The sequence below is a fragment of the Psychrobacter sp. JCM 18902 genome, assembly GCF_904846615.1.
In the GTDB taxonomy this organism is placed as follows: Bacteria; Pseudomonadota; Gammaproteobacteria; order Pseudomonadales; family Moraxellaceae; genus Psychrobacter.
Genome location: NZ_CAJHBK010000001.1, coordinates 2,715,934 through 2,741,671, shown reverse-complemented (window position 1 = coordinate 2,741,671; position 25,738 = coordinate 2,715,934). Strand labels below are relative to the sequence as shown.

24 protein-coding genes are annotated in these 25,738 nt (G+C 42.5%); 13 read left to right on the top strand and 11 right to left on the bottom strand.

The genetic code is table 11. The features are described 5' to 3' along the window. Positions 1 to 31: 31 nt before the first annotated feature. The 6 genes from JMY05_RS11340 to JMY05_RS11315 all read left to right on the top strand — a co-directional run bounded on the left by JMY05_RS11340 (position 32) and on the right by JMY05_RS11315 (position 6,451). Entirely contained in the window at positions 32 to 559 is a 528-nt protein-coding gene (locus JMY05_RS11340; protein WP_045442961.1) for a disulfide bond formation protein B, read from the top strand. A gap of 488 nt (positions 560 to 1,047) precedes the next feature. Then, complete coding sequence (locus JMY05_RS11335) at positions 1,048 to 1,686, top strand: copper resistance protein NlpE N-terminal domain-containing protein (RefSeq protein ID WP_201615140.1); 639 nt, start codon at positions 1,048 to 1,050, stop codon at positions 1,684 to 1,686. 426 nt (positions 1,687 to 2,112) lie between these two features. Then, positions 2,113 to 3,618, top strand: a complete 1,506-nt coding sequence (gene mpl / locus JMY05_RS11330) for a UDP-N-acetylmuramate:L-alanyl-gamma-D-glutamyl-meso-diaminopimelate ligase (RefSeq protein WP_045442958.1) — start codon at positions 2,113 to 2,115, stop codon at positions 3,616 to 3,618. A gap of 369 nt (positions 3,619 to 3,987) precedes the next feature. Continuing rightward, entirely contained in the window at positions 3,988 to 4,242 is a 255-nt protein-coding gene (locus tag JMY05_RS11325; protein ID WP_055125583.1) for a GlsB/YeaQ/YmgE family stress response membrane protein, read from the top strand. A gap of 314 nt (positions 4,243 to 4,556) precedes the next feature. Continuing rightward, positions 4,557 to 5,111, top strand: coding sequence for a peptide deformylase (gene def, locus JMY05_RS11320; protein ID WP_045442956.1), 555 nt, complete (start codon positions 4,557 to 4,559; stop codon positions 5,109 to 5,111). A gap of 164 nt (positions 5,112 to 5,275) precedes the next feature. Next, the gene (locus JMY05_RS11315; protein WP_201615398.1) at positions 5,276 to 6,451 is read left to right on the top strand and encodes a type III PLP-dependent enzyme; all 1,176 of its coding nucleotides are present in this window, start codon (positions 5,276 to 5,278) and stop codon (positions 6,449 to 6,451) included. 93 nt (positions 6,452 to 6,544) lie between these two features. On the opposite strand, the gene JMY05_RS11310 is transcribed toward JMY05_RS11315, so the two are convergent. From JMY05_RS11310 to dnaJ, 3 genes are all read right to left on the bottom strand, one after another. Then, positions 6,545 to 7,498, bottom strand: a complete 954-nt coding sequence (locus JMY05_RS11310) for a hypothetical protein (RefSeq protein WP_045442953.1) — start codon at positions 7,496 to 7,498, stop codon at positions 6,545 to 6,547. A 104-nt stretch (positions 7,499 to 7,602) separates the two neighbouring features. Next, a complete protein-coding gene (dapB, locus tag JMY05_RS11305) occupies positions 7,603 to 8,451 on the bottom strand; it encodes a 4-hydroxy-tetrahydrodipicolinate reductase (RefSeq protein WP_045442950.1) in 849 nt (282 codons plus the stop codon). Positions 8,452 to 8,633: 182 nt separating this feature from the next. Then, positions 8,634 to 9,770 carry a molecular chaperone DnaJ gene (gene dnaJ / locus JMY05_RS11300; RefSeq protein ID WP_087814909.1) on the bottom strand — a complete coding sequence of 379 codons (1,137 nt, stop codon included), beginning with the start codon at positions 9,768 to 9,770 and terminating at the stop codon, positions 8,634 to 8,636. Between the two features lie 301 nt (positions 9,771 to 10,071). Between dnaJ and JMY05_RS11295 the strand changes: the two genes are divergently transcribed. Further along, the gene (locus JMY05_RS11295; protein ID WP_227678175.1) at positions 10,072 to 10,866 is read left to right on the top strand and encodes a DUF2939 domain-containing protein; all 795 of its coding nucleotides are present in this window, start codon (positions 10,072 to 10,074) and stop codon (positions 10,864 to 10,866) included. Between the two features lie 137 nt (positions 10,867 to 11,003). On the opposite strand, the gene JMY05_RS11290 is transcribed toward JMY05_RS11295, so the two are convergent. Together JMY05_RS11290 and JMY05_RS11285 are read right to left on the bottom strand one after the other, a co-directional pair. After that, the gene (locus JMY05_RS11290) at positions 11,004 to 12,068 is read right to left on the bottom strand and encodes a disulfide isomerase DsbC N-terminal domain-containing protein (RefSeq protein WP_045442946.1); all 1,065 of its coding nucleotides are present in this window, start codon (positions 12,066 to 12,068) and stop codon (positions 11,004 to 11,006) included. Between the two features lie 453 nt (positions 12,069 to 12,521). Beyond that, on the bottom strand, positions 12,522 to 13,226 hold the full coding sequence (locus tag JMY05_RS11285; RefSeq protein ID WP_045442943.1) for a pseudouridine synthase: 705 nt from the start codon (positions 13,224 to 13,226) through the stop codon (positions 12,522 to 12,524). Positions 13,227 to 13,422: 196 nt separating this feature from the next. On the opposite strand from JMY05_RS11285, the gene JMY05_RS11280 reads away from it, so the two are divergent. The 4 genes from JMY05_RS11280 (at position 13,423) to JMY05_RS11265 (ending at position 16,360) form a co-directional block, all read left to right on the top strand. Beyond that, a complete protein-coding gene (locus tag JMY05_RS11280; protein ID WP_201615138.1) occupies positions 13,423 to 14,034 on the top strand; it encodes a YigZ family protein in 612 nt (203 codons plus the stop codon). A gap of 113 nt (positions 14,035 to 14,147) precedes the next feature. Beyond that, complete coding sequence (locus JMY05_RS11275; RefSeq protein WP_201615136.1) at positions 14,148 to 15,212, top strand: YheT family hydrolase; 1,065 nt, start codon at positions 14,148 to 14,150, stop codon at positions 15,210 to 15,212. A gap of 44 nt (positions 15,213 to 15,256) precedes the next feature. Next, complete coding sequence (locus tag JMY05_RS11270; RefSeq protein ID WP_201615134.1) at positions 15,257 to 15,799, top strand: acyl-CoA thioesterase; 543 nt, start codon at positions 15,257 to 15,259, stop codon at positions 15,797 to 15,799. Positions 15,800 to 15,982: 183 nt separating this feature from the next. Continuing rightward, complete coding sequence (locus tag JMY05_RS11265) at positions 15,983 to 16,360, top strand: DsrE family protein (RefSeq protein ID WP_045442939.1); 378 nt, start codon at positions 15,983 to 15,985, stop codon at positions 16,358 to 16,360. Between the two features lie 360 nt (positions 16,361 to 16,720). Here the strand turns inward: JMY05_RS11265 and JMY05_RS11260 are convergent, their stop codons facing one another. Next, the gene (locus JMY05_RS11260; protein ID WP_201552257.1) at positions 16,721 to 18,535 is read right to left on the bottom strand and encodes an NACHT domain-containing protein; all 1,815 of its coding nucleotides are present in this window, start codon (positions 18,533 to 18,535) and stop codon (positions 16,721 to 16,723) included. 254 nt (positions 18,536 to 18,789) lie between these two features. On the opposite strand from JMY05_RS11260, the gene JMY05_RS11255 reads away from it, so the two are divergent. Continuing rightward, on the top strand, positions 18,790 to 19,833 hold the full coding sequence (locus JMY05_RS11255; RefSeq protein ID WP_045442933.1) for an NAD(P)H-dependent flavin oxidoreductase: 1,044 nt from the start codon (positions 18,790 to 18,792) through the stop codon (positions 19,831 to 19,833). A gap of 25 nt (positions 19,834 to 19,858) precedes the next feature. Here JMY05_RS11255 and JMY05_RS11250 read toward each other — a convergent pair whose 3' ends face one another. Then, positions 19,859 to 20,563, bottom strand: coding sequence for an aspartate/glutamate racemase family protein (locus JMY05_RS11250; protein WP_201615132.1), 705 nt, complete (start codon positions 20,561 to 20,563; stop codon positions 19,859 to 19,861). A gap of 260 nt (positions 20,564 to 20,823) precedes the next feature. On the opposite strand from JMY05_RS11250, the gene JMY05_RS11245 reads away from it, so the two are divergent. Beyond that, the gene (locus JMY05_RS11245) at positions 20,824 to 21,078 is read left to right on the top strand and encodes a DUF2798 domain-containing protein (protein ID WP_045442930.1); all 255 of its coding nucleotides are present in this window, start codon (positions 20,824 to 20,826) and stop codon (positions 21,076 to 21,078) included. A gap of 434 nt (positions 21,079 to 21,512) precedes the next feature. On the opposite strand, the gene oppF is transcribed toward JMY05_RS11245, so the two are convergent. The 4 genes from oppF to oppB form a co-directional block, all read right to left on the bottom strand. Continuing rightward, positions 21,513 to 22,541 carry a murein tripeptide/oligopeptide ABC transporter ATP binding protein OppF gene (gene oppF, locus JMY05_RS11240; RefSeq protein WP_201615130.1) on the bottom strand — a complete coding sequence of 343 codons (1,029 nt, stop codon included), beginning with the start codon at positions 22,539 to 22,541 and terminating at the stop codon, positions 21,513 to 21,515. Between the two features lie 3 nt (positions 22,542 to 22,544). Then, a complete protein-coding gene (gene oppD / locus JMY05_RS11235; protein ID WP_227678174.1) occupies positions 22,545 to 23,750 on the bottom strand; it encodes an oligopeptide ABC transporter ATP-binding protein OppD in 1,206 nt (401 codons plus the stop codon). Positions 23,751 to 23,762: 12 nt separating this feature from the next. Further along, the gene (gene oppC, locus JMY05_RS11230) at positions 23,763 to 24,668 is read right to left on the bottom strand and encodes an oligopeptide ABC transporter permease OppC (RefSeq protein ID WP_201501720.1); all 906 of its coding nucleotides are present in this window, start codon (positions 24,666 to 24,668) and stop codon (positions 23,763 to 23,765) included. A gap of 90 nt (positions 24,669 to 24,758) precedes the next feature. Next, positions 24,759 to 25,679, bottom strand: coding sequence for an oligopeptide ABC transporter permease OppB (gene oppB, locus JMY05_RS11225; RefSeq protein WP_045442924.1), 921 nt, complete (start codon positions 25,677 to 25,679; stop codon positions 24,759 to 24,761). Between the last annotated feature and the right edge of the window lie 59 nt (positions 25,680 to 25,738).

Below are 25,738 nucleotides of genomic sequence, written 5' to 3'. Positions count from 1 at the left end.
TAGATGACTATTTTATAAGAGTAACTGCCCGATGCTAAAGCTGACCACTTACCGCAATTTGCAAATATTTTTGGTGATAATAGCCGTAATAGGTATGAGTTTTGCACTGTTTTTTTTACAGCGCTATATGGGGTCTTCGCCTTGCCCACTGTGTATTTTTCAGCGTATTGGCCTCATAATCATGGGCAGTTTTGCTTTGATAGCCGCATTATTCAACCCTAAATCTAAGGCAGTTAGATTGGTATTATGGCTTGGTAGCTTAGCAGGTATCGGCTGGGCGACTGCCGTGGCTGGACGACATGTTTGGCTACAGCATCTGCCTGCCGACCAAGTACCTTCTTGTGGTCCGGGGCTGGATTATTGGTTAGATACGCTACCGATTTTGCAAGTATTTAAAGAAGTTTTTGCGGGCTCTGGCGAATGTGCCTCTGTTGAGTGGACATTTATGGGTCTGAGTATTCCTGAACAATCTTTGATTCTATTTAGTCTACTATTGGTGGTACACGGGTTGATATTATGGCGCATTTTACGACCTGTTGCCCCTAGCCGCCTTGCTTGATAGCGAATTAGCCCCTACGTTGCTTTTTGCTATATCCTTTGTTTTTGCTAGATCCATTTTTCCAAACGAACAGGCGTATGTATTACTAAACGTCTGTTCGTTCATGAGCCACTATGAAATATCTCCGATAATTTTGGTTCGTCATATCTATCAATGTTAAACCATTATTCTTAGCTCATGGCTAAACCTATCATAACAAAAAGGCCACAGAGATATCTTTAACCTTTGATATCTTGACACAGTTTATTTGCTTTTGATGGGTAAAATAGCGTTTTAAATATCCATCACTGTTGACTGATTGGCGATAGGCTACCGATAGCTTCTTCTCGCCGCCTAGCCTCAGATGGCACTTGTAGTCTCGTAGTCTTCTACTCTAATTTAAACATTTATCCTTCCTATTATCTTTCCTTTTTGACAACGTATTGAGTTGTCGATAGTGTCGATAATCATTTGGAATGACTATTAAAAAACTGTTTTTTGGTGTGACCATGATATATTTTTTGCCTACTTGTTCTAACACGCTAACTATCCTCAAACGCGGTGGTCGTTGTTTGCTAGCGCTGCCCCTCTGTGTGCTGCTCATCGGCTGTGATAGTACCTCGTCTAGCGGCGATAAAGGTATGACGACTAAGGTCGCCCCTATCGATCATGTAGAAGAGAACAGCGCACAAGCTAGCGCAGAGAACTTGTCAGAGACCAATCTATTAAATGCAGGTAGTGAGCTAGATAAAGTGTCAGAAGGACAATCGCTGATTGCGGCTGCCCAATCGAGTAACGGTGCATATCCACATCAATCGCTGACACGCTCAGAGCCGCGTAATGGCACGTTACAAGCCACGTTAATGGGCGATTATGGTGGCATGGTACCCTGTAAATCTTGTGATAGCACTGATATTACATTGAATTTGTTCGCTGATGGTTCAGTGCTAAAAACCAGTATAGATAACAATCCCGAAATGCCGAATGTACCCCTGTTTGAGCCTGGTGTTTATCGTCAAGACAATGATATGATTACGATTGTCTATGAAGACAAAAACATTGAAGCGTATCATATTCAAGACAATCATCTTGTCTTAATGGATGAACATAAAAAACCTAACAATGATTATACCCTGTCGCGTAAATAATAAAATAGCGGCATAAACATTTAGAGGCTCTAAATTTTAGGTGCTCTGAATATAGTGATGCTCAATGAGCAAAACCATCCTTTTAATAACGCCTACTTGTTGGGCGTTTTTTATTGGTCATCATGCGGTGTTTACTTTACAATAAGGGCTTGTTTTCGACGCTGCTATTTGGCGAACCTATACTGTTTTTGTGACAGAATATAGGGTCGAAGCAATATAAAGTAGAGATAAGGCAAGCGGGCGTCAATAGTACGTTTGGTACATGAAGCACGGTTAACGCTGTCACCATTTATGATATTTTAATTATAGCCAAGACTGATGCTCATTAGGTTGAGCGTATCCTAGAATACACCACAGTTAATATCGGTAACTTTTGGGATAATGCTCCATTTTTATTCTTTTAATTTAAGCTCGTACGGAACGTCTATGCATATTCATATTCTTGGTATTTGTGGTACTTTTATGGGCTCACTGGCATTGCTAGCGCGCGAGCTTGGGCATACGGTCACGGGCTCAGATGCCAACGTTTATCCGCCGATGTCCACCCAACTGGAAAACGCGGGCGTGACCATTGAGCAAGGCTATCTGGTAGAGCATTTACAACCAGCACCAGATTTAGTCGTCGTTGGTAATGCCATGAAGCGCGGTATGGATGTCATCGAATACATGCTGGACACAGGTCTACGTTATACCTCAGGACCACAGTTTTTATCTGAGCAGGTATTACAATCGCGTCATGTGATAGCCGTTGCCGGTACTCACGGTAAAACCACGACGACGACTATGCTCGCTTGGATATTGCACTATGCGGGTATCGATACTGGGTTTTTAATCGGCGGTGTGCCACTGGTTGATACCACTGACGAGCATTTACAGCACGTCTTCGCTCACAGCAGTTATTTGGGTGCGGATAAAATTGATAATGACGATTCGGCAAATACTGGCTATTTCGTTATCGAAGCGGATGAATATGATTCTGCATTTTTTGATAAGCGTTCAAAGTTCGTTCATTACCGTCCGCGTACGGCTATTTTAAATAATCTAGAATTTGATCATGCGGATATTTTTGCGGATCTTGAAGCTATTCAGACCCAATTCCATCATATGGTGCGCATGATTCCAAGCACGGGCAAAATCATTATGCCCACAGCGACTGCCAGCTTAGAGGAGACGTTAGCGAAAGGGGTTTGGACACCCGTTTGGCGGACAGCCGTACTGGATTCAGCAGCAAACGCTACTAATGTAGAAGATGAGAATTTAGACAATAACAGCGAATGGCAGGCTGAGCTTATCAGCGAAGATGGTGGTCAATTTGCGGTTAGTTTTGCGGCTGATATTGCTGATGAAGAAGCCATGGGAGTCGTCGATTGGTCGATGAGCGGCATGCATAATGTGAATAACGCCTTGGTTGCTATCGCAGCGGCTTATAACATCGGCGTCAGTGTTAAAACTGCTTGCGCGGCGTTATCAGCATTCGCTGGCATTAAACGTCGGATGGAGCTGATTGGCGATGTCAATGATATCTTAGTCTTTGATGATTTTGCTCATCACCCTACAGCCATTACTACGACTTTAGATGGTGCCAAGAAAAAACTGGCGAACAGACGAATTTGGGCGATTATTGAACCACGTAGTAACACCATGAAAATGGGCATTCATCAAGACAGCTTGGCTGAGTCTGCTGCTCTCGCCGATCATACCTTATGGTATGAGCCGACAGGACTGGAGTGGGGTCTAAAAGAAGTCATTGAAAATGCCAATAGCGTAAATCCTAACATGGGCAACCAACAGGTGCTCTCTAGTATCGATGCCATCATCAAGCATATCGACACGCATGCAGAAGCGGGTGACGCCATTGTGATTATGTCGAATGGCGGTTTTGAAGGTATTCATCAACGCTTATTAACTGCGCTACGTAATAAAGCCACTTAATAAAGCTACGCAACAAATAATCTAGCTGGTTTAGTTCTGGTGTCAAATAAGAGCGTTGCTTATTATAAATGAGCAACGTTTTTTTATGATCAACTTTTTCTGATTACTTGCGATTACTATAGAGAGTATCAGTATTAGGGAGCGTCGATATCCAAAAATGCCTTAATATATAAACGGCGTTTTCGACTTCACTACCTTTGTAACCTTTCATTTACCTATTCTACCTGCATATTAGCAAATCTACGATTTTCCTCACATAGCTCATACACTGGTAACATTTCGCGCTTACCTTTACGTCTATACAGTGCTTACAATGAGCTTATCAAAATTGATTAACTATTATAAATGATAATAAATTAGGAGAATAATATGAGCTTTATTTGGATGATTATTGTAGGTCTGGTTGCAGGTTTATTGGCACGAGCCATCAAGCCAGGTAGCGACCCGATGGGCTGGATAATGACCATTGTATTGGGTATCGTCGGTGCTTTATTAGGTGGCTTCTTGGCCGGTCTTATCGGTATCAATGCTGATGGTGGATTTACTGGTTTGATATTCTCAGTAATCGGTGCGATCATCCTGTTATTTATCTATGAGATGATTATGAGCAAACGTGGCGTATAACTTTACACTTTTGCTCAGATGTTTTAGCTGCATCAAGTGACTTTAATGACTTAGAAGTGACTTGATTTACTAAACTCAATTTACTAAAAAGCAACTCTACTTATGCAAGTCATATTACATCTAGTCTAGCTTATATAAATCCAAAAGCCTTGCGAATTGCAGGGCTTTTTTATACCTATAATAAAAGCGACCTCCTTGATTTTTTACGATGATAAAAAGCAATAATTGTGCGAAAGTATTGATAAGCATTACTTTTGTCCCCATTTATCCTATAATATCAACCCTATTTTATCCCTATCATTGAGGTGAGCGTTATGGCTTTACTCCCTATTTTAAATTACCCAGACCCGCGCCTGCGTACTATTGCTACGCCTGTTAAGGAAGTGACTGCTGAAATCAAAACCTTAATCGCTGATATGATTGAGACGATGTATGAGGCACAAGGTATCGGTTTAGCGGCAAGCCAAGTGGATCGCCATATTCAGCTCATCGTCATGGATCTGTCTGAAGATAAAAATAGCCCTAGAGTTTTTATCAACCCAAAGGTGACACCATTGGTGGAAGAGAAACAGCCCTATGAAGAAGGTTGTTTGTCCGTACCTGAAGTCTATGACAGTGTTGAGCGCCCGAACAAAGTGCGTATTGAAGCCTTAGATGAGAATGGTCAAAAAATCGATGAAGAAGTAGAAGGCTTACTCGCGGTATGCATCCAACATGAAATGGATCATTTAAATGGGGTCATATTCGTCGATTATTTATCACGTCTCAAGCAAACTCGTGCTCGCGATAAAGTGCGTAAAATCGTTAAAATACGCGAAAAACAAGGCGAACAAATGGCGGATAAACAGCCGCAGCCCAGCCATTCTTAGTCCATTCATCATCTAAGCTATTTTTACGTCATTTAATCAGCATGGATGCAAGGTTTCATTACCTGTGAGATGCGTGATGACACTAATGTGAGATGACAATGACGTGATTCGAGCATTTACTCTTTAACACCTACTGTCTTTATTAAAGGTTCCCTACCATGACCATGATCAAAATTGACCAATATTTTGACCCTGCCGGCTGGCAGAAATTCACTCAAGCTGCTGAAGGTCGCGAGACGCCATTTTTGGTCGTGGACCTTAGCCGTATCAAAACCAAATATCATGAAATGGTTGGGTTTTTTCCCAATGCTAAAATCCATTATGCAATGAAAGCCAGTCCTGCTGTTGAAGTGATTAACTTGCTTGCTGATCTTGGTTCGAACTTTGATTGTGCCTCCATCTATGAGCTTGATCGCGTATTAGACTGCGGCGTTGAGCCATCGCGTATCTCTTATGGCAATACCATCAAAAAAGCGGAGCATGTCAAATATGCCTTTGAAAAAGGTATTGACTTGTATGCGACCGACTCAGAAGCGGATTTAAAAAATATTGCCAAGCACGCCCCTGGTTCAAAAATCTTTGTGCGTATCTTAGTACAAGGCTCTGAGACCGCTGAATGGCCATTGTCTCGTAAGTTTGGTTGTCATCCCAATATGGCGATTGAGCTGTTGATTCAAGCTCGTGATTTGGGTCTAGTGCCTTATGGCATTTCATTCCACGTTGGTAGTCAACAAAAAGACGTTGCCGCTTGGGATGATGCGCTAGCCAAGGTCAAATACATGTTTGACTGGATGAAAAACGAAGAAAATATTAAGCTACAAATGATCAATTTGGGTGGCGGCTTTCCAGCCAACTATATCAGTGAAGTGAACCCTATAAAGGTCTACGCTGAAGAGATCACTCGTTATTTGACAGACGACTATAGTGAAGAAGACATGCCTGAGATTATCCTTGAGCCAGGTCGTTCATTGGTTGGTGGATCGGGCGTATTGGTCAGTGATGTGGTGCTTATCTCGCGTAAGTCGCACACCGATTTAACGCGTTGGGTCTATACCGATGTGGGCTTATTCCAAGGCTTAATCGAGACGTTGGGTGAAGCCATCAAGTATCCGGTTTATACGCCTAAGATGGAAACGTCAACCAGCAAAGGCACTGTGGTACTGGCCGGTCCTACTTGTGATTCGACCGATATCATGTATGAAGAAGCGGGCTATCAATTGCCAGAAGAGCTGGAGATTGGTGATAAAATCTTTTGGTTGACCACGGGTGCGTATACTAACTCGTATTCATCTATTGAGTTCAATGGTTTTCCACCGTTAGAAGTGATCTACGTTGACTAATCTGCAATAGATTATTGTCGATAAAAAGGCGCGATACTGCTCATTACAGTATTGTGCTTTTTTATGCCAAAAATAATATGAGTGAATGCAAGACTACTGCACCATTATCCAAATTGGTGTGTTTTTAGTACTATCAATGGCACGATTGCTACCATCACTTGCGCGTTGATTTTGGCTACTTTGAGAGATTTGTCCGATAGTTACCCATTGACCACGTGGGATAATAATGGTCGTGTCTAATCGTTGACCTTGAATGGCATGATTACTGTTTTTCTGAAAAGATGAATAGGAGCGTGCGAGTGTTTCTTCAACTTGTGACAATGTTACTTCGACTTGACCAGTCGGTAATAATCTTGGCGTAACCGTGATGCCTTGCGTCGTTGGTAGCAATACCTGCTGCTGAATGACAATCTGTACTGAGGGACTTTTATAATTTGTATAACTATTTACATCGTAGGTTTGATTCAGCGCATAAAGCGTCCCTGTACTGATGCTGGCGGCACTACCTGACAAGGTTTGTACTTGGTATAAATTATTTGTTTGCTGTTGGCTATTGCTCTGATGAATAATCCCTGACCCTTGAATACCACGATTGCTAATAATGACCTGCCCTTGCTGAATATTACCTTGGACGCTGCTATTGTTGCCAACACGCACAGCGACCGTCAATGCCTGTGGCTGACCGTCAATCTGAGTCAATAACTGCTGTACCGCCTGATAGTTAGCGGCTGTCGTATGCAACATTAACTTGTCTTGATAGGTAGTAACTGTACCGCCGTCACGATTGGTATTTAGCTGCTGACGAACAGCAGGTAATAATGCATCACCGCCATAAGTGTCGATGACGTAGGTTTGAAAAGTCGCAGCTTGTGCGACTATTGGCACTACCGTCAAACTTAGGGCAAATGCTATTTGGCTAGCGTAAAACGTGCTTTTGCTAGGTTTGAGTGTCGTGACGCTGTTGGCAGCTTTGATACTTCTGGCAACCCTGTCAACAGCCACAACGCGACTAAAACTCGCTATTAGATTCTTGCTAAACTTATCCATGCTTGACTCCTAAACGTCATTCCACTTTATCAGTAAGCTATCCTCAGCAACCATAAAGCAGCAAGCAAGAAACATTAATCACTCAAACCTTACTTGCTCAAAAACTAGTCATTCAAACCCAACACATCCTGCATATTATATTGCCCAACTTCTTGTTTGATAACCCAAGTCGCGGCACGTACAGCACCCGCGGCAAACGTCATACGCGCGCGGGCACGATGGGTAATTTCAACCACCTCACCATCGGCAATAAACATCACGGTATGATCGCCAATGATTTCACCGCCGCGAATGGCATGAATACCAATAGTACCTGCTTTGCGTTCGCCCGTTTGTCCTTCGCGGCCATAAACAGCGACATCTTTTAGGTTCTGTCCACGAGCTTCTGCAACGGCTTCTGCCATCATATATGCTGTGCCTGATGGCGCATCGATTTTATGCTTATGGTGGGCCTCGATAACTTCTACATCGGCATCCTCACCAAATGCCTTCGCTGCCATGTTGAGCAATTTCAATGACAGATTAACACCTGTTGAATAGTTACCAGCATAGACAATCGCAATTTTCTCGCTGGCTTTTGCCAACACTTGCTCTTGCTGCTCATTGAATCCTGTGGTGCCAATGACCATCGCGACATTGTTTGCCGCACAAATCTGCATATTTTGCTCAGTAGCATCAGGCAAGCTAAAGTCAATGAGTACATCGATGTCATTAATGACAACTTTTAAATCATCGACAATCTGTACCTCTAAGCGACCGATAGCGGCGACTTCGCCAGCATCCGCACCAACAAGGCTTGAGCCTTGACGTTCTATCGCGGCATTTAATGCCGTTTGCGAGTTATCTTGTACCGCTTCTATTAGCATGCGCCCCATACGACCACCAGCACCAATAACCCCGACTTTGATGGCTTGTTTATTTGTATTTTCTTGCGCTGTTATCTGTTGGCTCATATTTTTACCCTAAAAGCTCTATATTAATAAGAAAGGTTTTAAATGTTATGATGCTAAGTTTAGCAAATATCACCACCTGAATGGTTTTTTATAGCGTCAATAAAAACCCCCAGTGTTTCACATGAAACACTGGGGGTTTTGTATCTAGTCATTTAACCAAACGAGTGATTAAAACAACTCAGTTAATCAAATAAGTCACCAATCTTTTTAAAGAATGACTTCTTATGTGGCGACTGCTGATGCTTGCTATCACCGTCGAGCGTATCTTGGAACTGGCGCAACAGGTCTTTTTGCTCGCGAGTTAAGTTCACTGGGGTTTCGATAACCACACGGCAAATCAAGTCACCTTTCATGGTGGTGCGTACTGGTGTCACGCCTTTGCCGCGCACACGCAGCAACTTACCACTTTGCGTGCCCTCTGCAACCTTGATTTTCACTTTACCATCTAGGGTTGGAATTTCGACCTCTTTACCCAGTGCTGCATCGGTGATGCTCACAGGTACGTCCATATAGAGATCAGCCCCTTGACGGGTAAAGACATTATGCGGTTTTACGCGTACTTCAACGTATAAATCGCCGTTTTGGACGCCCGCGCCGCCTGCTTCACCTTCGCCTGCTAAACGGACGCGATCACCATCATCAACACCCGCTGGGATAGACACTTCTAGCGTACGTGATTTGTCTTTAACGCCATTACCGTGACAGTCAGAGCACGGGTTTTTGATTTGCTTACCAGTGCCGCCGCAATGTGGGCAGGCCTGCTGCACGGCAAAAAATCCTTGCTGCATACGCACTTGACCTTGTCCATGACAGGTCTGACAAGTTACGATATCAGAGGCATTTTTTGCCCCTTTACCATCGCACGTGTCGCAAGGCGCAGGCGCAGTGAAACTGATTTCTTTTTTACAGCCACGTACCGCTTCTTCTAAAGTCAGCTCGATCACATAACGCAAATCAGAACCACGGCGCGAACGTCCACCGCCGCCGCCACGCTGCTGACCGAAGATATCGCCGAAGTTGCCGAAGATATCACCGAAGATATCTTGGAAGTTGCCACCACCTGCACCGCCAAAGCCGCCGCCGCCCATACCATTTTCGAAGGCTGAATGACCCATGCGATCGTAAGCAGAGCGCTTCTCTTCGCTGCTTAGTACTTCGTAAGCCATGGATGCTTCTTTGAATTTATCCTCAGCATCTGGATCATCAGAGTTACGGTCAGGGTGATATTTCATAGCCAGCTTGCGGTAAGCTCGCTTAATTTCTTTGCTTTCAGCGGTCTTGCTCACACCTAATACTTCATAAAAATCGCGCTTACTCATGGGCTCTCCTATCGTCTTTACAGTCCACCGGACAGTCGATTCAGTAGTTCTAGTCAACCACCACCTTAATACGACTCACTATGGCACTCAAAGGTTTCACATGAAACATCATAAATAGTGAGAGAAAAGAGGTGATACTGCTATGAATCTTACAAGCGAATACGGCGGGATGCTGCTTAGCCAAATCAATTATTAAAAGTTTGCGCTATTTATGGAGATGCTATGGCGATTTATCAAGCGCTTAGGCAGGGAAAGTATCCACTATAGTGCGCTTGGCCATACAAAAAGGTTTTATTAAGGAATGAACAAAGGTTTTCATACCTTAAAAAGTCTCAGCCATGCTAATATTTATCGCTATATCTTTGGGGTTTTAGATTTATACTCACCAGTATTAAATCTGCCCATCATTACGTTTTTGTTTTGCGATAAGGGTTTGATCTTTATGAAGAAGCTGATTATTTTATTAATCGTCATTGCCTTCGCTGTCTATGCAGGCTCGCCCTATTACAGCGCTTATCAGCTTAAAAATGCCTACGATGCCAAAGACGGCGCGACCATCGCCGCAGCGATCGACTATGAGCAAGTGCGACCTAGCATCCAAAACCAACTAACCAGTCAGTTTACGGCGACTATGGCCAATTATCCATTGGTCGCTGAGTTGGGCGGCGAGCCATTGACCCAAGCCGCTAATAGTTTTATCACGCAGGCGGTGAATGGTGCTATCACGCCACAAAATATCGAAAAAGTCATCAATACCCAAGGTCAGGCCAATACCGCGACCAAAGAGCTGGCCGCTGCATGGGCAATCGCCAGTAATCAGGTCGATCTCAAAAATTTGATTCAAAATCTTATCATCCAGCGCGGTGATGTGGATGCAGTGGTCAAAAGCCAAATGCAGCAAATCATGAAAAAACAAGCCGCTGAACTGGAGCAACAGGTAGCGCAAGGGTCGGACAGTGACAAGCCAACATTGGGCTATTGCGGTATTAATTGCTTCACCATTAGCGGTCAGGTAAAAGGTTATCCGCTCACCATCAAGATGCAGCGTAACGGTTTAATTGGTTGGAAAATCGTTGATATCGTGTTGCCACAATAGACTTTCTATCTCCATCTTTTAGAGGTAATAAAAAACCGCCACATAAATTAATTTGTGGCGGTCTTTTTTATCAATATTAAGGAATATCATCTCTTAACACATTTTTTATTCATAACTTTATTAAACATCTGTGTGAGCTACTGTACGCCCAAAAATTCTAAAAACTCAGGACTCTCAAAGCTCGCTTGATAAAGCACGCCATCTTCACGGTAGATAGCAGGCGTAGCCATGACTGCAAGCCCTGCCGCTTTTTCGCGATTGGGCGTCACATGATCGGCTGTACAACTTGCTGGTGCACGTGTCATCTCACCCTGCAACATTGCTTTATCAAAAGCTTTACGGCGGCTGTCCTCATCACTTTGACACCAAATGCCACGCATTTGCTCAGGGGACTGCTCGTATATCGGATAACCAATGGTTTTAACCGTCACACCTTTGGCATTAAGCATCGGTAGCTGCTGATGCAAGCGGCGGCAATAAGGACAGTTGACATCATTGGCCACATAAATAACCGCTCTCTCAGAGCCGGTCGCTGGATAATTAATCAGCTGGCTTTCATCTAAAGTCGCAAACACAGACTGATTTTTACGCTTTTCAAACTCCTCATCGAGTCCGATGAATTGACCATTTTCGATGACAGAAATCTCGCCATCAGTAATATATTGTGCATCATCCGATAGTAAAAAAGGCACGCCTTCTAATGTCGCACCCCAAATCACACCTGGCACTGCGGTATAAAAGAACGGCGTCTTAGTGCTCATATTTTTCAGCGCATCCATATTTGCCAATATATCAGCTTTGACACTCGCACTGACAGGTTTGCCTGCCTGCGCACTGGTGCTACGCGCTGGCGTCTTGGTGACTACACGCTTGCTTGGATTCTTTTGTAGCTCGCCTTGAATGACATATTTGCCATCTTCAGTGATATGCAAAGGCAACTGCCCCGCCAAATTGACTTGATACATATTGGGTAAGTTGGACGGCACAATAGAGCTAATTTGTGTTTTGATCCCTGCCTGAGTGAGCAATTGGCGCAAGCGACTGTCAACAGACTTGCTAACAGTGCCAGCGGCTTTTGTATTTTGAGTACTCTGGCTCGCTTTTTGGTTAGTAGCGGCAGTATCACTAGACTGGGCACAAGCGGTGGTTGCCAATAACATGGCGCCAATTAAACTGGCAGATTTTAATAGAGATGATTTCACAGAGACAGTCCTATCTGGTTTTAACAAAAACAGCTTTTAATAACAGCGCGTTTCAGTAACAACGATTTTTAATAACCTTTAATTTTAACAACACTCAATCTTAAGAATAGCTGTTTCTAATAATACTCGCTTCTAACAATATCGGTTTTTAACAATAGCCACCTTTAATAAAGACAACGATATTATGTAAAAAAATAGATTAAAAAAAAGATAGGCAGACTTTAGCACAAGGAATACTTTTGCAAAGGTTTAACGGCTCAATTTTGCAAAACTGCTACTGAGCTTTAAGAGATAGGCAACACAGTGGACACGCGAGACATAACAGGGTAAAAGTGATAGTTAAAAACTACAGTTAAAAAACATGGTCAAACACTACGGTCAAAAAAAGCAGCACACGTGAAGTGGCTGCTGATTGTAAAGAAGTGCTTGCGAGTTCATTTCAAGATGAAAAACTTAGAACTTAGCCACTTCTTCAGGTGTTAAAAAGCGACTGTCGCCTTTCTCTAATCCTTCCAAAGTAATATGACCGACACTAGCGCGATGCAGCTCAACCACTCTATTACCAAAGTAACCCATCATGCGTTTTACTTGATGATATTTACCTTGCTCAAGCGTCAAACGTGCATGCGTCTCATCAATGAATTCTAGAACCGCAGGTTTTGTTTCTTCGTGATCGCCTTCTAAAAGGATGCCCTCAGCGACTTCTTTGACGGCATTGGCTTGCGCCGCTTCATCCATCGCATCTGCTAAAGTCAGCTCATAGATTTTGGCATGTTCATGTTTAGGACTGGTGACACGGTGTAACCATTTACCATCATCACTCATTAGTAATGCGCCGGTCGTATCAACATCAAGACGCCCTGCAATGCGCAAGCTACCAAGCTCTGGCACCGCAATCAGCTCAGTGACGATTGGATGCTCTTTCACTTTCAGCGTACATTCAAAGCCTTCAGGCTTATGTAATAGAATATAACGACTGCCCGCCGCGACCGATAATGGCTCGCCTGCCCAAATCACATCGTCATTGACCACATCGACATGGACGCCAGGGTCTTTAATGACTTGATCGTTTACCGTCACTTCACCAGCGTGCAGAATTTTTTTGGATTCTTTACGCGATAGCTCAGTAGCTTTACTCAAAAATTTATCTAGACGCATATATTGCCTACCATTCGTTTGATGATACCTACTTTACCGTAGCAGCTAACGACATCAGCACTCGCACTGAGCGTGTCCGCTATCTTCATGGGTCAGAAGTGGTACTATAATAAAAAATTAAATGAACACTGCACCCAATACGGACGACAGTGAAAGTTAGACAAGTTTACCATATCCAACCTAGACCTGATGAAATATGAGCTATCAAACGCTAAAACGTGCTGTCACTGCGCGCTTAGAAATTAAAAAATCCGAGTTTATTGCTTACGCTTATCCTGTAACCTCGCGTGAACAGGCAATGTTTCACGTGGAACAACTACGCGAGCAATATGCCGATGCGCGCCACCACTGCTGGGCGTATATCATTGGTGATCCCAATAATACTACCAGTGCAGGCTTTGATGATGATGGTGAACCGAATGGCACGGCAGGGCGACCTATATTAAATGTGCTGCAACATAAAGCGATCGGTAACGTCATTATTATCGTGGTGCGTTATTTTGGTGGTATTAAACTGGGCGCAGGCGGTCTAACCCGTGCTTATGCAGGCGCAGCGCAAGCAGTCGTCGATGAGATGGATTTAAGCCCTTATGTGCCAATGGTACAAGTGCAGATATTGGCAGAGTTTGCGACCGAAGCACAGTGCCGCTATGTGGTCGACAGTTTAAATGGCAGTATCGATGATGTTGCCTATAGTAAACAAGTGACATTGACCGTGACGATTGCTGAGGCAGATATCGACCATTTAAAAGAACGTCTGGCGATGGATGGACGGGTATTAAATGCGTCGGAAAAATTGAATGAGTAATCATGCGTTCACTGAGCATTCACTAAATCTTATTGGTTTTGATAACTGGCATGGGTATGATAAGGCACTGATTGTTAAAGATGATTTTAACGCCCATTAAATAAGATACCTTTATGCCAACCTCAAATTCGCCAACGTCAAAACCGAGCCAACCCTTCTCTCCAGCGCCTTTTAAGCCGCCCTTTTGGCTGGCCAATCCGCATCTGCAAAGCATCTTGCCTAAGTTTTTTGCGCCCAAAACGCCTACTTATCGCCGTGTGGTCGAAAAAGACTCGTTGGATGAAAGTGATATTGCTTATGACTTTTATGATGCGCATCCTATCGCCACCGTAGAAAACAGCGAGCGTGAACAAACGCCATTAATCGTGCTATTCCACGGTATGGAAGGCAGTAGCGACAGCCATTATGCACGTGCTTTGGCGCATCAAATGCACGCTCAGGGCTGGCACTTTGTGGTGGCGCACTTCCGCAGTTGTGGCGGCATTCCTGCTAATGGTCGAGTTTTTTATAATGCGGGTGATACCGATGAGGTGCATCATGCGCTGCAAAACCTAAGTCAGCAGTACGCCAATATCTATGCGGCTGGGGTGTCACTGGGTGGCAATGCTTTGGCAAAATATATGGGCGAATATGGCGACGACGCAATCTGCCAAGGCGCTGTGGTCATCTCCGCTCCCGTCGATATGTCATCAGCGGCGCTTAGTATGCACAGCTTTTTGAGTCATCGAATTTACACCCCTTATTTGCTCAACCCGATTATCAAAAAAGCCTTAGCCAATGACATCAGCAAAGAAGAGATCGACTCAATCAAAGCAGTCAATCGCATCAGTGATTTTGACGATATCTTTACCGCGCCGCGTCACGGCTACCGCTCTAATAACCACTACTATCAAGCCTCATCAGCCCTGCCTTATTTGATAAAAGTAACGAAGCCTTTATTGTTAATTAGTGCCAAAGACGACCCCTTCCTTGGTTTTACCGCCACGCCGAATGATGTGTCTAACAGTGTCACTATCTTAGACACTGAGCATGGCGGGCATGTGGGTTTTATTCGTTATCGCTCTGATAAAGACAAATTGCCGCATCTTTATAAAAAATCAAGATTTGATATCAACTGGATACCTGAAACTGTCAGCGCTTATTTTAATCATATCGGTGTAGCATCTAATAAGCCCTAAAATAAGAATACTCACTTTACCTTTTACTCTTTTGAGATTGCACTATGTATCCATTTATCCGTTATGCCAGCACCATCGCCCACGCCGCGCTACAAGTCAAAAAAGGCAATACCTTAACGTTTAAAGATACGAGTGAGATTAGCTTTCGCTGTCGTCTGACAGATATTGATAATTTCTTAGAGATGAATAATGGTCGCGTACTTACCCTTTTTGATATGGGTCGTACTGACTTCGCGGTGCGTAGCGGGCTTGGTAGCCAACTGCTCAAGCAGCGTTGGGGTTTGGTCGTCGCTGGCAGCACCATCCAATATCGCAAACGCATTCGTGCCTTTGATAAAATCACCATGAAAACGCATATCGTCGGCTTCGATGAGCGCTGGATATATATTGAGCAATCGATGTGGGTAAAGAGCAAACCTTGCTCCTCTGCGCTACTGCGTACGGGCGTGACTGAAAAAGGTAAGGTGATAGAAACAGCACGTGTACTAGCCTCATTGGGGCAAGCAGATTGGCAGTTGCCACCGAGTGGCTATGTGGCAGAATGGATCATCAGTGATGCTGATCGTCCGTGGCCACCGCAAAGTTAGCATTTATTATTCAGCTTTATTCATAAGTCACAAACACCTATTCACAATCAGTTAACCTTATAACTACTATTTCCTAACAATACATTATATAAATATATATATTAAATGTTAGGATAGTAGTGAGCATCATACTCAGCTCAACTAAATACTATCTAATTAAAACAGTCTTATAAGGAGAATACTATGGCTAACACGACGGATTATGTCGGTACGTTATTTGATAATAGTGAATCAAATCCAAGCAAAATCACCTTAGCATTTACTATGGCTGGCGTGGCACTCAAAAAAGGTCATTCTGCCTCAGTGATATTGATGGTGGACGCGGTACATTTGGCACTGCCCAACGCGTTAGATAACGTCAATATTGGCGCGCCATTTGAACCTGCGGGCGAATTGTTAGAAGCCTTTATCGAAAAAGGCGGTCAAGTATTGGTCTGCGGCGCTTGCATGAAACATAATGGTGTCGAAGAATCAGCCATCGATAAGCGCTTTGAAGTGATTAGCGGTGATGATGTGGTTGAGCTTCTGATGAATGCGAAGGGCTCTTTGCAGTTGAATTAAGCGTTTAATCTAAGCATCAAGTTGAAATAAATGGGTTGGTTTTCTTGGCTGTCTTTTTGATGGGTTGAGGGCTGACCTATTTCCGTTAATTCTTATGTTATAAACCTAGGTAGTAGTCTTAATAAAAAGAAGATCCTTCATGACCTTACTTAGTATTATAAAATCAACGCATTCCATAAGCTAAGCAGTAGTTTCAGGCGATGTCAAGAAGGCTTAGCTAACCGCTGCTATTAGTTAAAAACTAAATAAATATGTATTCTTAGCAAAAATTCTTACCTTAAATATGCAAAGGTGAGAATTTTTATCTCTTTGAAGGATATATATAGTCTGATATTCTTATCACTGAATATTTTTTATCTACTAAATTAGATCGGCAAAATCTATATCGTTCTTCTCTGACTTTTCGATGAAATCTTTTGTCTTTTTTATCTCATCGAGTAATGCATCTTTATATGAGATAGCTATATTCAGTGCATCATCATATGTTGCTTGAATGAAATAATCTGGGAATTCTTCTATTAATGATATTTCCCAATATTTCACACCGTCTACCACTTCAACTATAGGCAATATTTCCTTATCAATAACTTTGATCGCTTTAATAAGAATACCATGCAACTCAATTAGATAGTCTTCTCTAAAAGAAGATATTTTACCAAAATCATCGCTAAACTCTATTGCTGTACCCATAAGAACAGGACTTTTTTTAATTTTTGGAAATGACTTTTTAATAAATGATAAATAAAGGCTCTTATTACTTGAAAAATCTAAAATACTTTTAATTTCAATTAATAAGGGAAGGTAGTAAAGTTTATTAAAGTTCAACTCATCCATCTCTTCCAATAAGGATAAAAAGTTTTCTGATTCAAAAAATATTTGGTTTTTATCCAGCCTATTAAGTATTTTCTTATATACTATTTCTTTGCCTTCTAAAGTCATTTGTTTAACAAACAATGAGGCAAAATATTCTTGTAAAGAGCGATGGGCAAAAGAATACAACCCATTATCTTCAATCCACAACGCAACGGCTGAACTTAAGTCTTTTAAAATCTTATAGTTTTCAAAATTAATTTCACTTTTATTTTTAATAATTTTAAATTTTTCAAATATAAAATCTGTATCCCAGCTAAACTTGCTTTCAAAATAAGATAGATAACAGAATAACTGTAATACTGTTTCGAACTCCTCTTGAATTAATCCAGATTGTTTTTGTCTAATGTAACCAACTTTAGTTTGACTATCGTGTTCTGAAAATAACGCTTGAATAACTCTGCGGTAGAAAATATGTTTTTTAGCTGGTATATCTGCATTAGATTTAAAGGTTAGAATATACAGTGATAGCAGTAAAGGGTTTGTTAGAAAGCTATTAATATGTCCACTACTATTTGTGATTATAGATTCATTTATTTTATTTCTAAGCTCAACTTCATCTCTTAATTGTGTATTTACGAATTCCGAAATTTCATTGTCTTCTATAGAAAGCTCTTTTACATAATAATTATGAAATCGTTGTAATTGCTCGATACCTGAGTAGGGTCTTGTAGTTAATATAAACTTATTGCTTGGATATTTATTCCTAAACTCACTTAAATTTTTAACAATATTAGATTTAACTTCAGTATTTAGTTCATCATAGCCATCTAAGAAAAATACGAATTTTCCTGTTTCAAATAGTTTGTCTAAAATTTTAGGATTTTCAGCAATACAATCTTCTAAGACTTTATTCCTAATATACTCTTGTAGGCTATTTTCATCGTTGTTCAAATATCGTAATTCTACAAGTACAGGAATTGCATATCCTGTTTTAATTGTATTTAGAAATAAATGTTTTATAAGTGTACTTTTACCACTACCTGCATCGCCTATAATAGTAACAGCATTAGAATTCTCAAATATATTAGCGACATTATTTGTTTCAATAACTTCATCATCATTCTTTAACTTTAAAGGATAATATATATTATAAATATATACTGGTGTATTACCTCTTAGTAGAGTTTTAAGCTCAGAATATTGATCAAACTTCTTATTTAAATATTTTTTTAAACCAATTTCAAAAAACTGTCTAGTTTGGTCATTTATATTTCCAACAGTAGGTCTGATCTCATCCAGTATTTTTTTTATTAAGACCGGAATAGTAGCTTTCAATACAAGTGGAGTTACTAAATCTGGCATCAAAATTCCTTATATTTTTATTAGATTGAGGTATTATAATTAAGTGTAGTATTACAGCTTTTACCTTTATAATCCAACAAAATTCTATTCAAACTAAGATTTTGAGTGGAGTTTAATTTATTTATCTATAACCCTGTAGTCAAAACCTACTTCTTTTATCGAATAACTAAATAAACACTATCCAACACACGCTCCGCCTACCTCTGTTAAAGTAAGTGAGATAAAAACCTAACAAAATAAAAAGGACGCCCGTCATGACCTTACTGAATACCCTTAATATAACCCACCCTATCGTGCAAGCACCAATGGCAGGCGCAACCACCCCTGAGCTTGCGGCGACAGTGAGTAACTTTGGTGGACTGGGTTCATTGGGATCGGGCATGACGCCGCCAGAGGTTTTGCATAGCCATATTGACACCATTAAATCGCTCACTGATCGCCCTTTTATGATCAATCTAATGGTATTGTCTGAGCATGAGTCGAATACCTTTGATACCGAAATCCCTGCTTGGCTAAGTCATTACTATCAAGAAAACAATATAGAGTTTGCACTACCTGAACGCCCAGCACTAAGCTTCGCGGATCAGCTGCAAGTGCTCTATGACAATCCCGTTCCTGTCGCCAGTTTTACCTTTGGCATTATCAGTGCCGAGCAAGTTCAGCATCTGCAAGGTCTAGGCACGCGTGTCATCGGGACGGCAAATCATCCATTAGAAGCGAAAGCATGGAGCGATATTGGCGCAGATGCGGTATGTGTACAAGGGGTCGAAGCGGGTGGACATCGCGGTGGCTGGCTCGCGCAAAGTGAAACCGATCCATTGGGATTATTGACGCTGATTACTCAAACGCGCGCGTGTACCGATATTCCGTTAATTGCAGCAGGTGGCATCATGACTGGGCAAGATATCAAAGCAGTGCAAACGGCTGGCGCTGAGCTGGCGCAAATCGGAACGGCGTTTTTGACCACAGATAAATGCGGTATTAATGATATTTATAAACAAGCACTACTTGATGCTAGTGAAAATAAACGCAGTGCTGAGACACGCTTAACGAGACTGTTTTCAGGTAAACAAGCTCGTGGTTTATTAAATGATTATTTGCGTGATTTTGCTCGCTTTGAAAGCGCGCATGAGCTACCGCCCTATCCACAATTAAATGCGATGACCAAATTTTTGCGTGGTCATGCGACCAATAATCTTGACCCAGAATATCAGTCTTTATGGGCGGGACAAGGCGTCGCTTTGGTCAGACAAGAGCGCACGATTGAGCTGTTAGAGCGCTTGGTCAAAATGTTATAGGCTTAAATATTTTTATCAGTCTGCGCTACTCTAATAAAAAATCCACCGCTGCCGCTGCATGAATCAAAGTGGTATCAAATACGGGAATTGAGCTATCTGCTTGTTTAATGAGCAGCCCAATTTCTGTACAGCCTAAGATGACGCCCTCTGCGCCTTGATCTGCTAAATCTTTAATCACCTGCTGATAATACTGGCGCGAGCTGTCTTTAAATTGACCGACGCACAGCTCTTTTTTGATAATTCGATGTACCTCTGCTCGTGCATCACTCTCTGGTATCAACACTTGAAGCCCTGCATCCACCAAACGCTGCCTATAAAAATCTTCCGTCATCGTAAACTGAGTGCCCAGTAAGGCAATTTTAGACAGATTCTGTTTTTTGATGGCGGCAATAGTAGCATCGGCGATATGAATAACGGGTAAATGCGTCGCGGCTTGCACATCATCAAGTAATTTATGCATTGTATTAGAGGCGATCATGAGCCCTTGTACGCCAGCGGCTTGCAAACGCTTAGCACTATTCGCCATGATTACACCCAGCGCTGCCCATTCATCTTGCTCTTGGTGCTTATTAATCAACGCAAAGTCCACGCTATGTATGAATAAATCTGCTGAATGTAAGCCACCCAGCTTATCCTTGACACCCTCATTTATCAGCCGATAATAGCTTTCGCTACTCTCCCAACTCATACCACCGATGATGCCCAATGTTCGCTGCTTGTGCACGGTCATTTTATTGCCTTATTTGTGGATTGTAATCGATTTTATCGTAGCAAAATTAATCATCTTTAGTTTGTTATTTTTCAGGAATTTTTATTTTTATGCATGAGACAACAGTCATTAAAATATAACGAATGTCACCATTGATAATAACGATTTTATCCACTCAACAACATACGATATCATGGTTGGTAATGACGACTCATGACGCTACGCAACATCGTTCATCGTTCATCAAACGCCACCATCACCATGTAGGATACCTCCACACTATGGCAAAATTCCCTACCATTAGAATACGCACACGGCGCAAGTACTATCGGCTTATTTTTACCTTTTTAATGGCACTGCTGATGTCCACGATTATCTCAACTGCATTACTGCTGATCAATGTAGGATTCGTCGATGGGTTCTTTATCACGCTGTTTCACTCATGGAAATATGCCTTTATAGTCGCGTGGCCGAGCGCTTATATTTGCGCCTATCTCATCCAAGAGCATTTGCTCAGTCGTATTGAGTTTTATTGAACCAGCTAGAAGTTAAAGTATGAGAATGCCACGATGACGCATTGCTGTGAGTTGATGGTAAATCATCATGCCGCTATAAATTAAGAAATCCGTGGTCGTATACACAACCTTGCTGAAGGTATTTTATGCGAAGATAAAAGGGTGTTTTTTGATTGGGTATTAAGGATGTTGAGTCATATTATGATAAGTGACTAGATCTGGATAAGAGGCTTTAATGACCCTAATTACTCCCGTAACAAGTCAATCTCCAAGCCCACCATCGTGGTCAGCTAACAATATTACTTAATCAAATGACTATCGATATCGGTGAGATTGATTGATGCTAACTGCTGACGTTTAAAACCAATGAGCAAAAACATTAGACTGTATTAAGAGCATTTGAATAAGTCCGCATGCTTTTAATACAGTCAATACTCATAAACCAAAAACCACTTTTAAGTCACCTCGACCTTGTTCTTTAAACAAGCCACTCGGTGATTTATGCTGCCTTCTAACACGGGCTTAATCTGTGCGCATTCTTCATCAGCTAGTGGACAACGGGTACGAAAAACGCAACCTGACGGCGGATTGATCGGACTGGGTAAATCACCCTCTAATAACTGAATGACCTTGTTACGCTCAGCAATAGGATCAGGTAGCGGTACAGCAGACATCAGTGCTTTGGTATAGGGATGAGTCGGATTGCCGTATACGGCTTTGTTCAAACCCAGCTCGGCGGCGTTGCCTAAATACATGACCAAGACTCGATCAGCAATGTGCTTAATCACAGAAAGATCATGGGCAATGAAAATAAGCGCTAACCCCATCTCTTCTTGCACATCTTGCAATAAGTTAATGACCTGCGCCTGAATCGAGACATCAAGGGCGGAGACTGGCTCATCACAGATAATAATTTTGGGCTTTAATATCAGTGCTCGAGCAATGCCTATTCGCTGGCACTGACCTCCTGAAAACTCATGCGGATATCGGTTAATTTGATTGGACAGTAGCCCCACCTTTTTCATGATGGCGCGTACCTCGTTTTGCACCTCAGGCTTCTTCATTTCAGGATAATAAGTGCGAAGAGGCTCGGCGATAATATCCCCTACAGTCATGCGCGGGTTAAGTGATGCCAGCGGATCTTGAAAGATCATTTGAATGTCTTTTCGCTTTAATCTCATGGTCTTTTTGGACGCACCCACCATCTCTTCGTCACAAAATTTGATACTGCCAGAGTCAGCTTGTATCAATCCGATGATAGTACGAGCGAGTGTTGATTTACCGCAGCCTGATTCGCCCACCACCCCTAAAGTCTCACCAGCGAATAGCTCAAACGATACCCCATTAACTGCTTTTAGAGTGACAGGCTTCTGCCAAAAGTAAGTACCTTTTTGTTTGATATTAAAGGTGGTATGAATGTCCTTTACTTGCAATAACGGTGCTGGGTTATTGCTTCTGGCGCTATCTAAATTCTGTATCATCATGAGCTAGCCCTCCATCCCTGATTGATTATTGGCATCGATATCTGCTGAGCTATCTAGTGAGTGATCAACGGCTGTTTCAGGGTGCCAGTGACAAGCGCGTTGACGCTCGTTCGGTAAAAATTCCAACGGTGGCGGTGTATCACGGCAGATATCCATAGCATGAGAACAGCGCTCATAAAAAGGACAGCCTGCAGGCAAATCTAATAAATTTGGTGGACTACCTGGAATGGTTTCAAGCTTGCCCATATCGTTATCCAAACGCGGAATCGCTTTTAGTAGCCCAATAGTATATGGATGACTTGGGGCATAAAAAATCTCTTCAGTCTCTCCATACGCCATGGTGCGCCCAGCATACATCACCAGTACTCGATCACAGATACCCGCCACAACTCCCAAATCATGGGTAATCATAATAATGGTGGTGCCAAAGTCGCGTTTTAGCTCGTTTAATAGAACCATAATCTGCGCCTGAACAGTAACGTCGAGCGCGGTGGTTGGTTCATCAGCAATCAACAGCTTAGGGCGACATAATAATGCCATCGCAATCATGACCCGCTGACGCATACCACCTGAGAACTCATGCGGATACATGCCAATACGGTTTTTGGCTTCTGGAATCTTAACTGCGTCTAGCATTCGTATGGATTCGGCCCAAGCGTCTTTTTTACTCATACCTTTATGTAAAATCAATACTTCAGCGAGCTGGTCGCCTATCTTCATATAAGGATTTAATGAGGTCATCGGATCTTGAAAGATCATCGCGATCTGCTCGGCGCGAATTTTATTTAGTGCTTTTTGTGACAATCCTAGTAGCTCATTACCCTCAAAGCGTACCGAACCTTTGGCATCACCGTTATTTGCCAATAACCCCATAATAGCAAACGCTGTCTGCGACTTACCTGAACCGGACTCACCAACGATACCTAAGGTTTCGCCTTCATGCAGGTTAAAATTTAAGCCATTGACCGCCGTTACTAGACCCTCTTCGGTCGTGAACTGTACCGATAAATCTTTGACTGCTAACAAGCTGTTTTCTGCATTAGGTGGCTTATCGAGCGCTGAATCAGTACCTATATTAAAGGTAGTAGACTCTATTTTCTCAGGAGCACTAGGCGCGTTGGCGGCGTTATGAATCTTTTGAGTTGCTATGTTTCTATCTTCCATACTTTTACCCTCCATGCTTTTATCCTTCATACTTTGGTTTTTCATGATGTCACCCTCTTAGCGGTCTTTGGGGTCAAACGCATCACGCAGACCGTCGCCAATAAAGTTAAAGCAAAATAAAGTAATGACCAAAAAAGCTGAGGGAATCAAAATCTGCCAAGGTGCTACCTGCATGGTTTTTGAGCCTTCTTGCAACAGCGCCCCCCAACTGGTCATCGGCTCTTGAACACCAAGTCCCAAAAAGCTTAGAAATGACTCGAACAAAATCATCGTTGGCACTAATAAAGAGGCATAAACCACCACCACCCCGAGTACATTGGGCACGATGTGGCGTAAGATAATATTAAAGCCTGATACGCCGCCTACGTGCGCAGCTTCGATAAACTCTTTACTCTTCAGGCTTAGCGTTTGCCCGCGAACGATACGCGCAACATCCAGCCACGATACCAGTCCAATCGCCACAAAGATTAAGATAAGGTTACGACCAAAGATAGTGACTAATAAAATCACAAAAAACATAAAGGGGAAGGCGCTTAAAATCTCTAATACACGCATCATCACGGTATCGACTTTGCCACCAAGATAGCCTGACGTTGCACCGTATATCGTACCGAAAATCACTGCAACCGTAGCGCCAGCGACACCTACCATTAAGGAGATACGACCACCTACTGCGGTTCGCACTAACAAATCACGACCGAGTGAATCAGTACCGAAGTAGTGCTTGTTATCGATGGCTGGCGCGGACTGCATAAAGTTCCAGTCGGTTTCGGCATAACCAAAAGGTGCTAACATCGGCACAAAGATGACGAAAGCAGCCACGAGTAGCAAGATAAAAAGACTGGCTACGGCGGCCTTATTGCGATAAAAACGGCGCTTAGCATCTTGCAAAAGGCTGCGGCCTTTGATTTCCTGAGCCCCTATGTCTGCTAGGTCAGTTGTCTGGTCTGCGGTAAGGCTCATAGTCGTCCTTTTAATAATCTATTTAGCATAATAATAATGAATGATACCCATCAAACCGTATTGGAATGATAATGCGCTTAAATGGTCGCCTTAATACTGAATCTTTGGATCAATTACCGCGTATAAAATATCGACGATAGCATTAAAGGCAATGGTCAATACCCCGACTAAAATGGTCAAACTAAGCACTACCCCATAATCACGATTGAGTGCGCCGTTAATGAATAACTGTCCGATACCAGGTAAACCAAAGATCGTCTCAATCACAATGGAGCCTGTGATAATACCGACAAAGGCTGGGCCCAAATAAGAGATAACGGGTAGTAGTGCGGGTCTCAGCGCATGCCTCATCACTATTTGGCGCATCGGCAAACCTTTCGCCTTAGCCGTTCGGATATACTGGCTATTCATCACCTCAATCATCGAGCCGCGCATGATACGAGCAATACTCGCAACATAAGCGAGCGCTAAAGCGGCGACTGGTAATACAAGGTTTTTGAGTGCCCCGTCATTCCAGCCACCAGCCGGTAGCCATTGCAAAATAATGGCAAAAATCAGCACTAATAATGGCGCTTTAACGAAGCTTGGAATCACAACGCCTGTCATAGCAAAGGCCATCAGTACGTAGTCTATCCATGAGTTTTGCTTAAGGGCTGCGATAACACCGAAGATAAGTCCTAAGACCAATGCCAATATAAAAGCGTATAGACCCAACTCCATAGAGACGGGAAACGACTGCGACAACAGCTCGTTAACCGTATAATCTTTATACTTAAAAGACGGTCCAAAGTCGCCTACCGCCAGCTGCTTTAGATAATTAACATACTGTAGCCACATAGGATCGTTGAGATTGTATTTGGCCTCGATATTTGCCAGTACCGCAGGTGGCAAGCTACGCTCACCCGTAAATGGACTGCCTGGCGCCAAACGCATCATAAAAAAGGAGACCGTGATCAATACAAATAAGGTCGGAATGGCCTCTAAGATACGCCGAAAAATCAGTTTTAGCATAATGCCTCTTTTATAATGATGCTTATTTTTCAGCTAAATTAAAATGAGATAACTAGCAC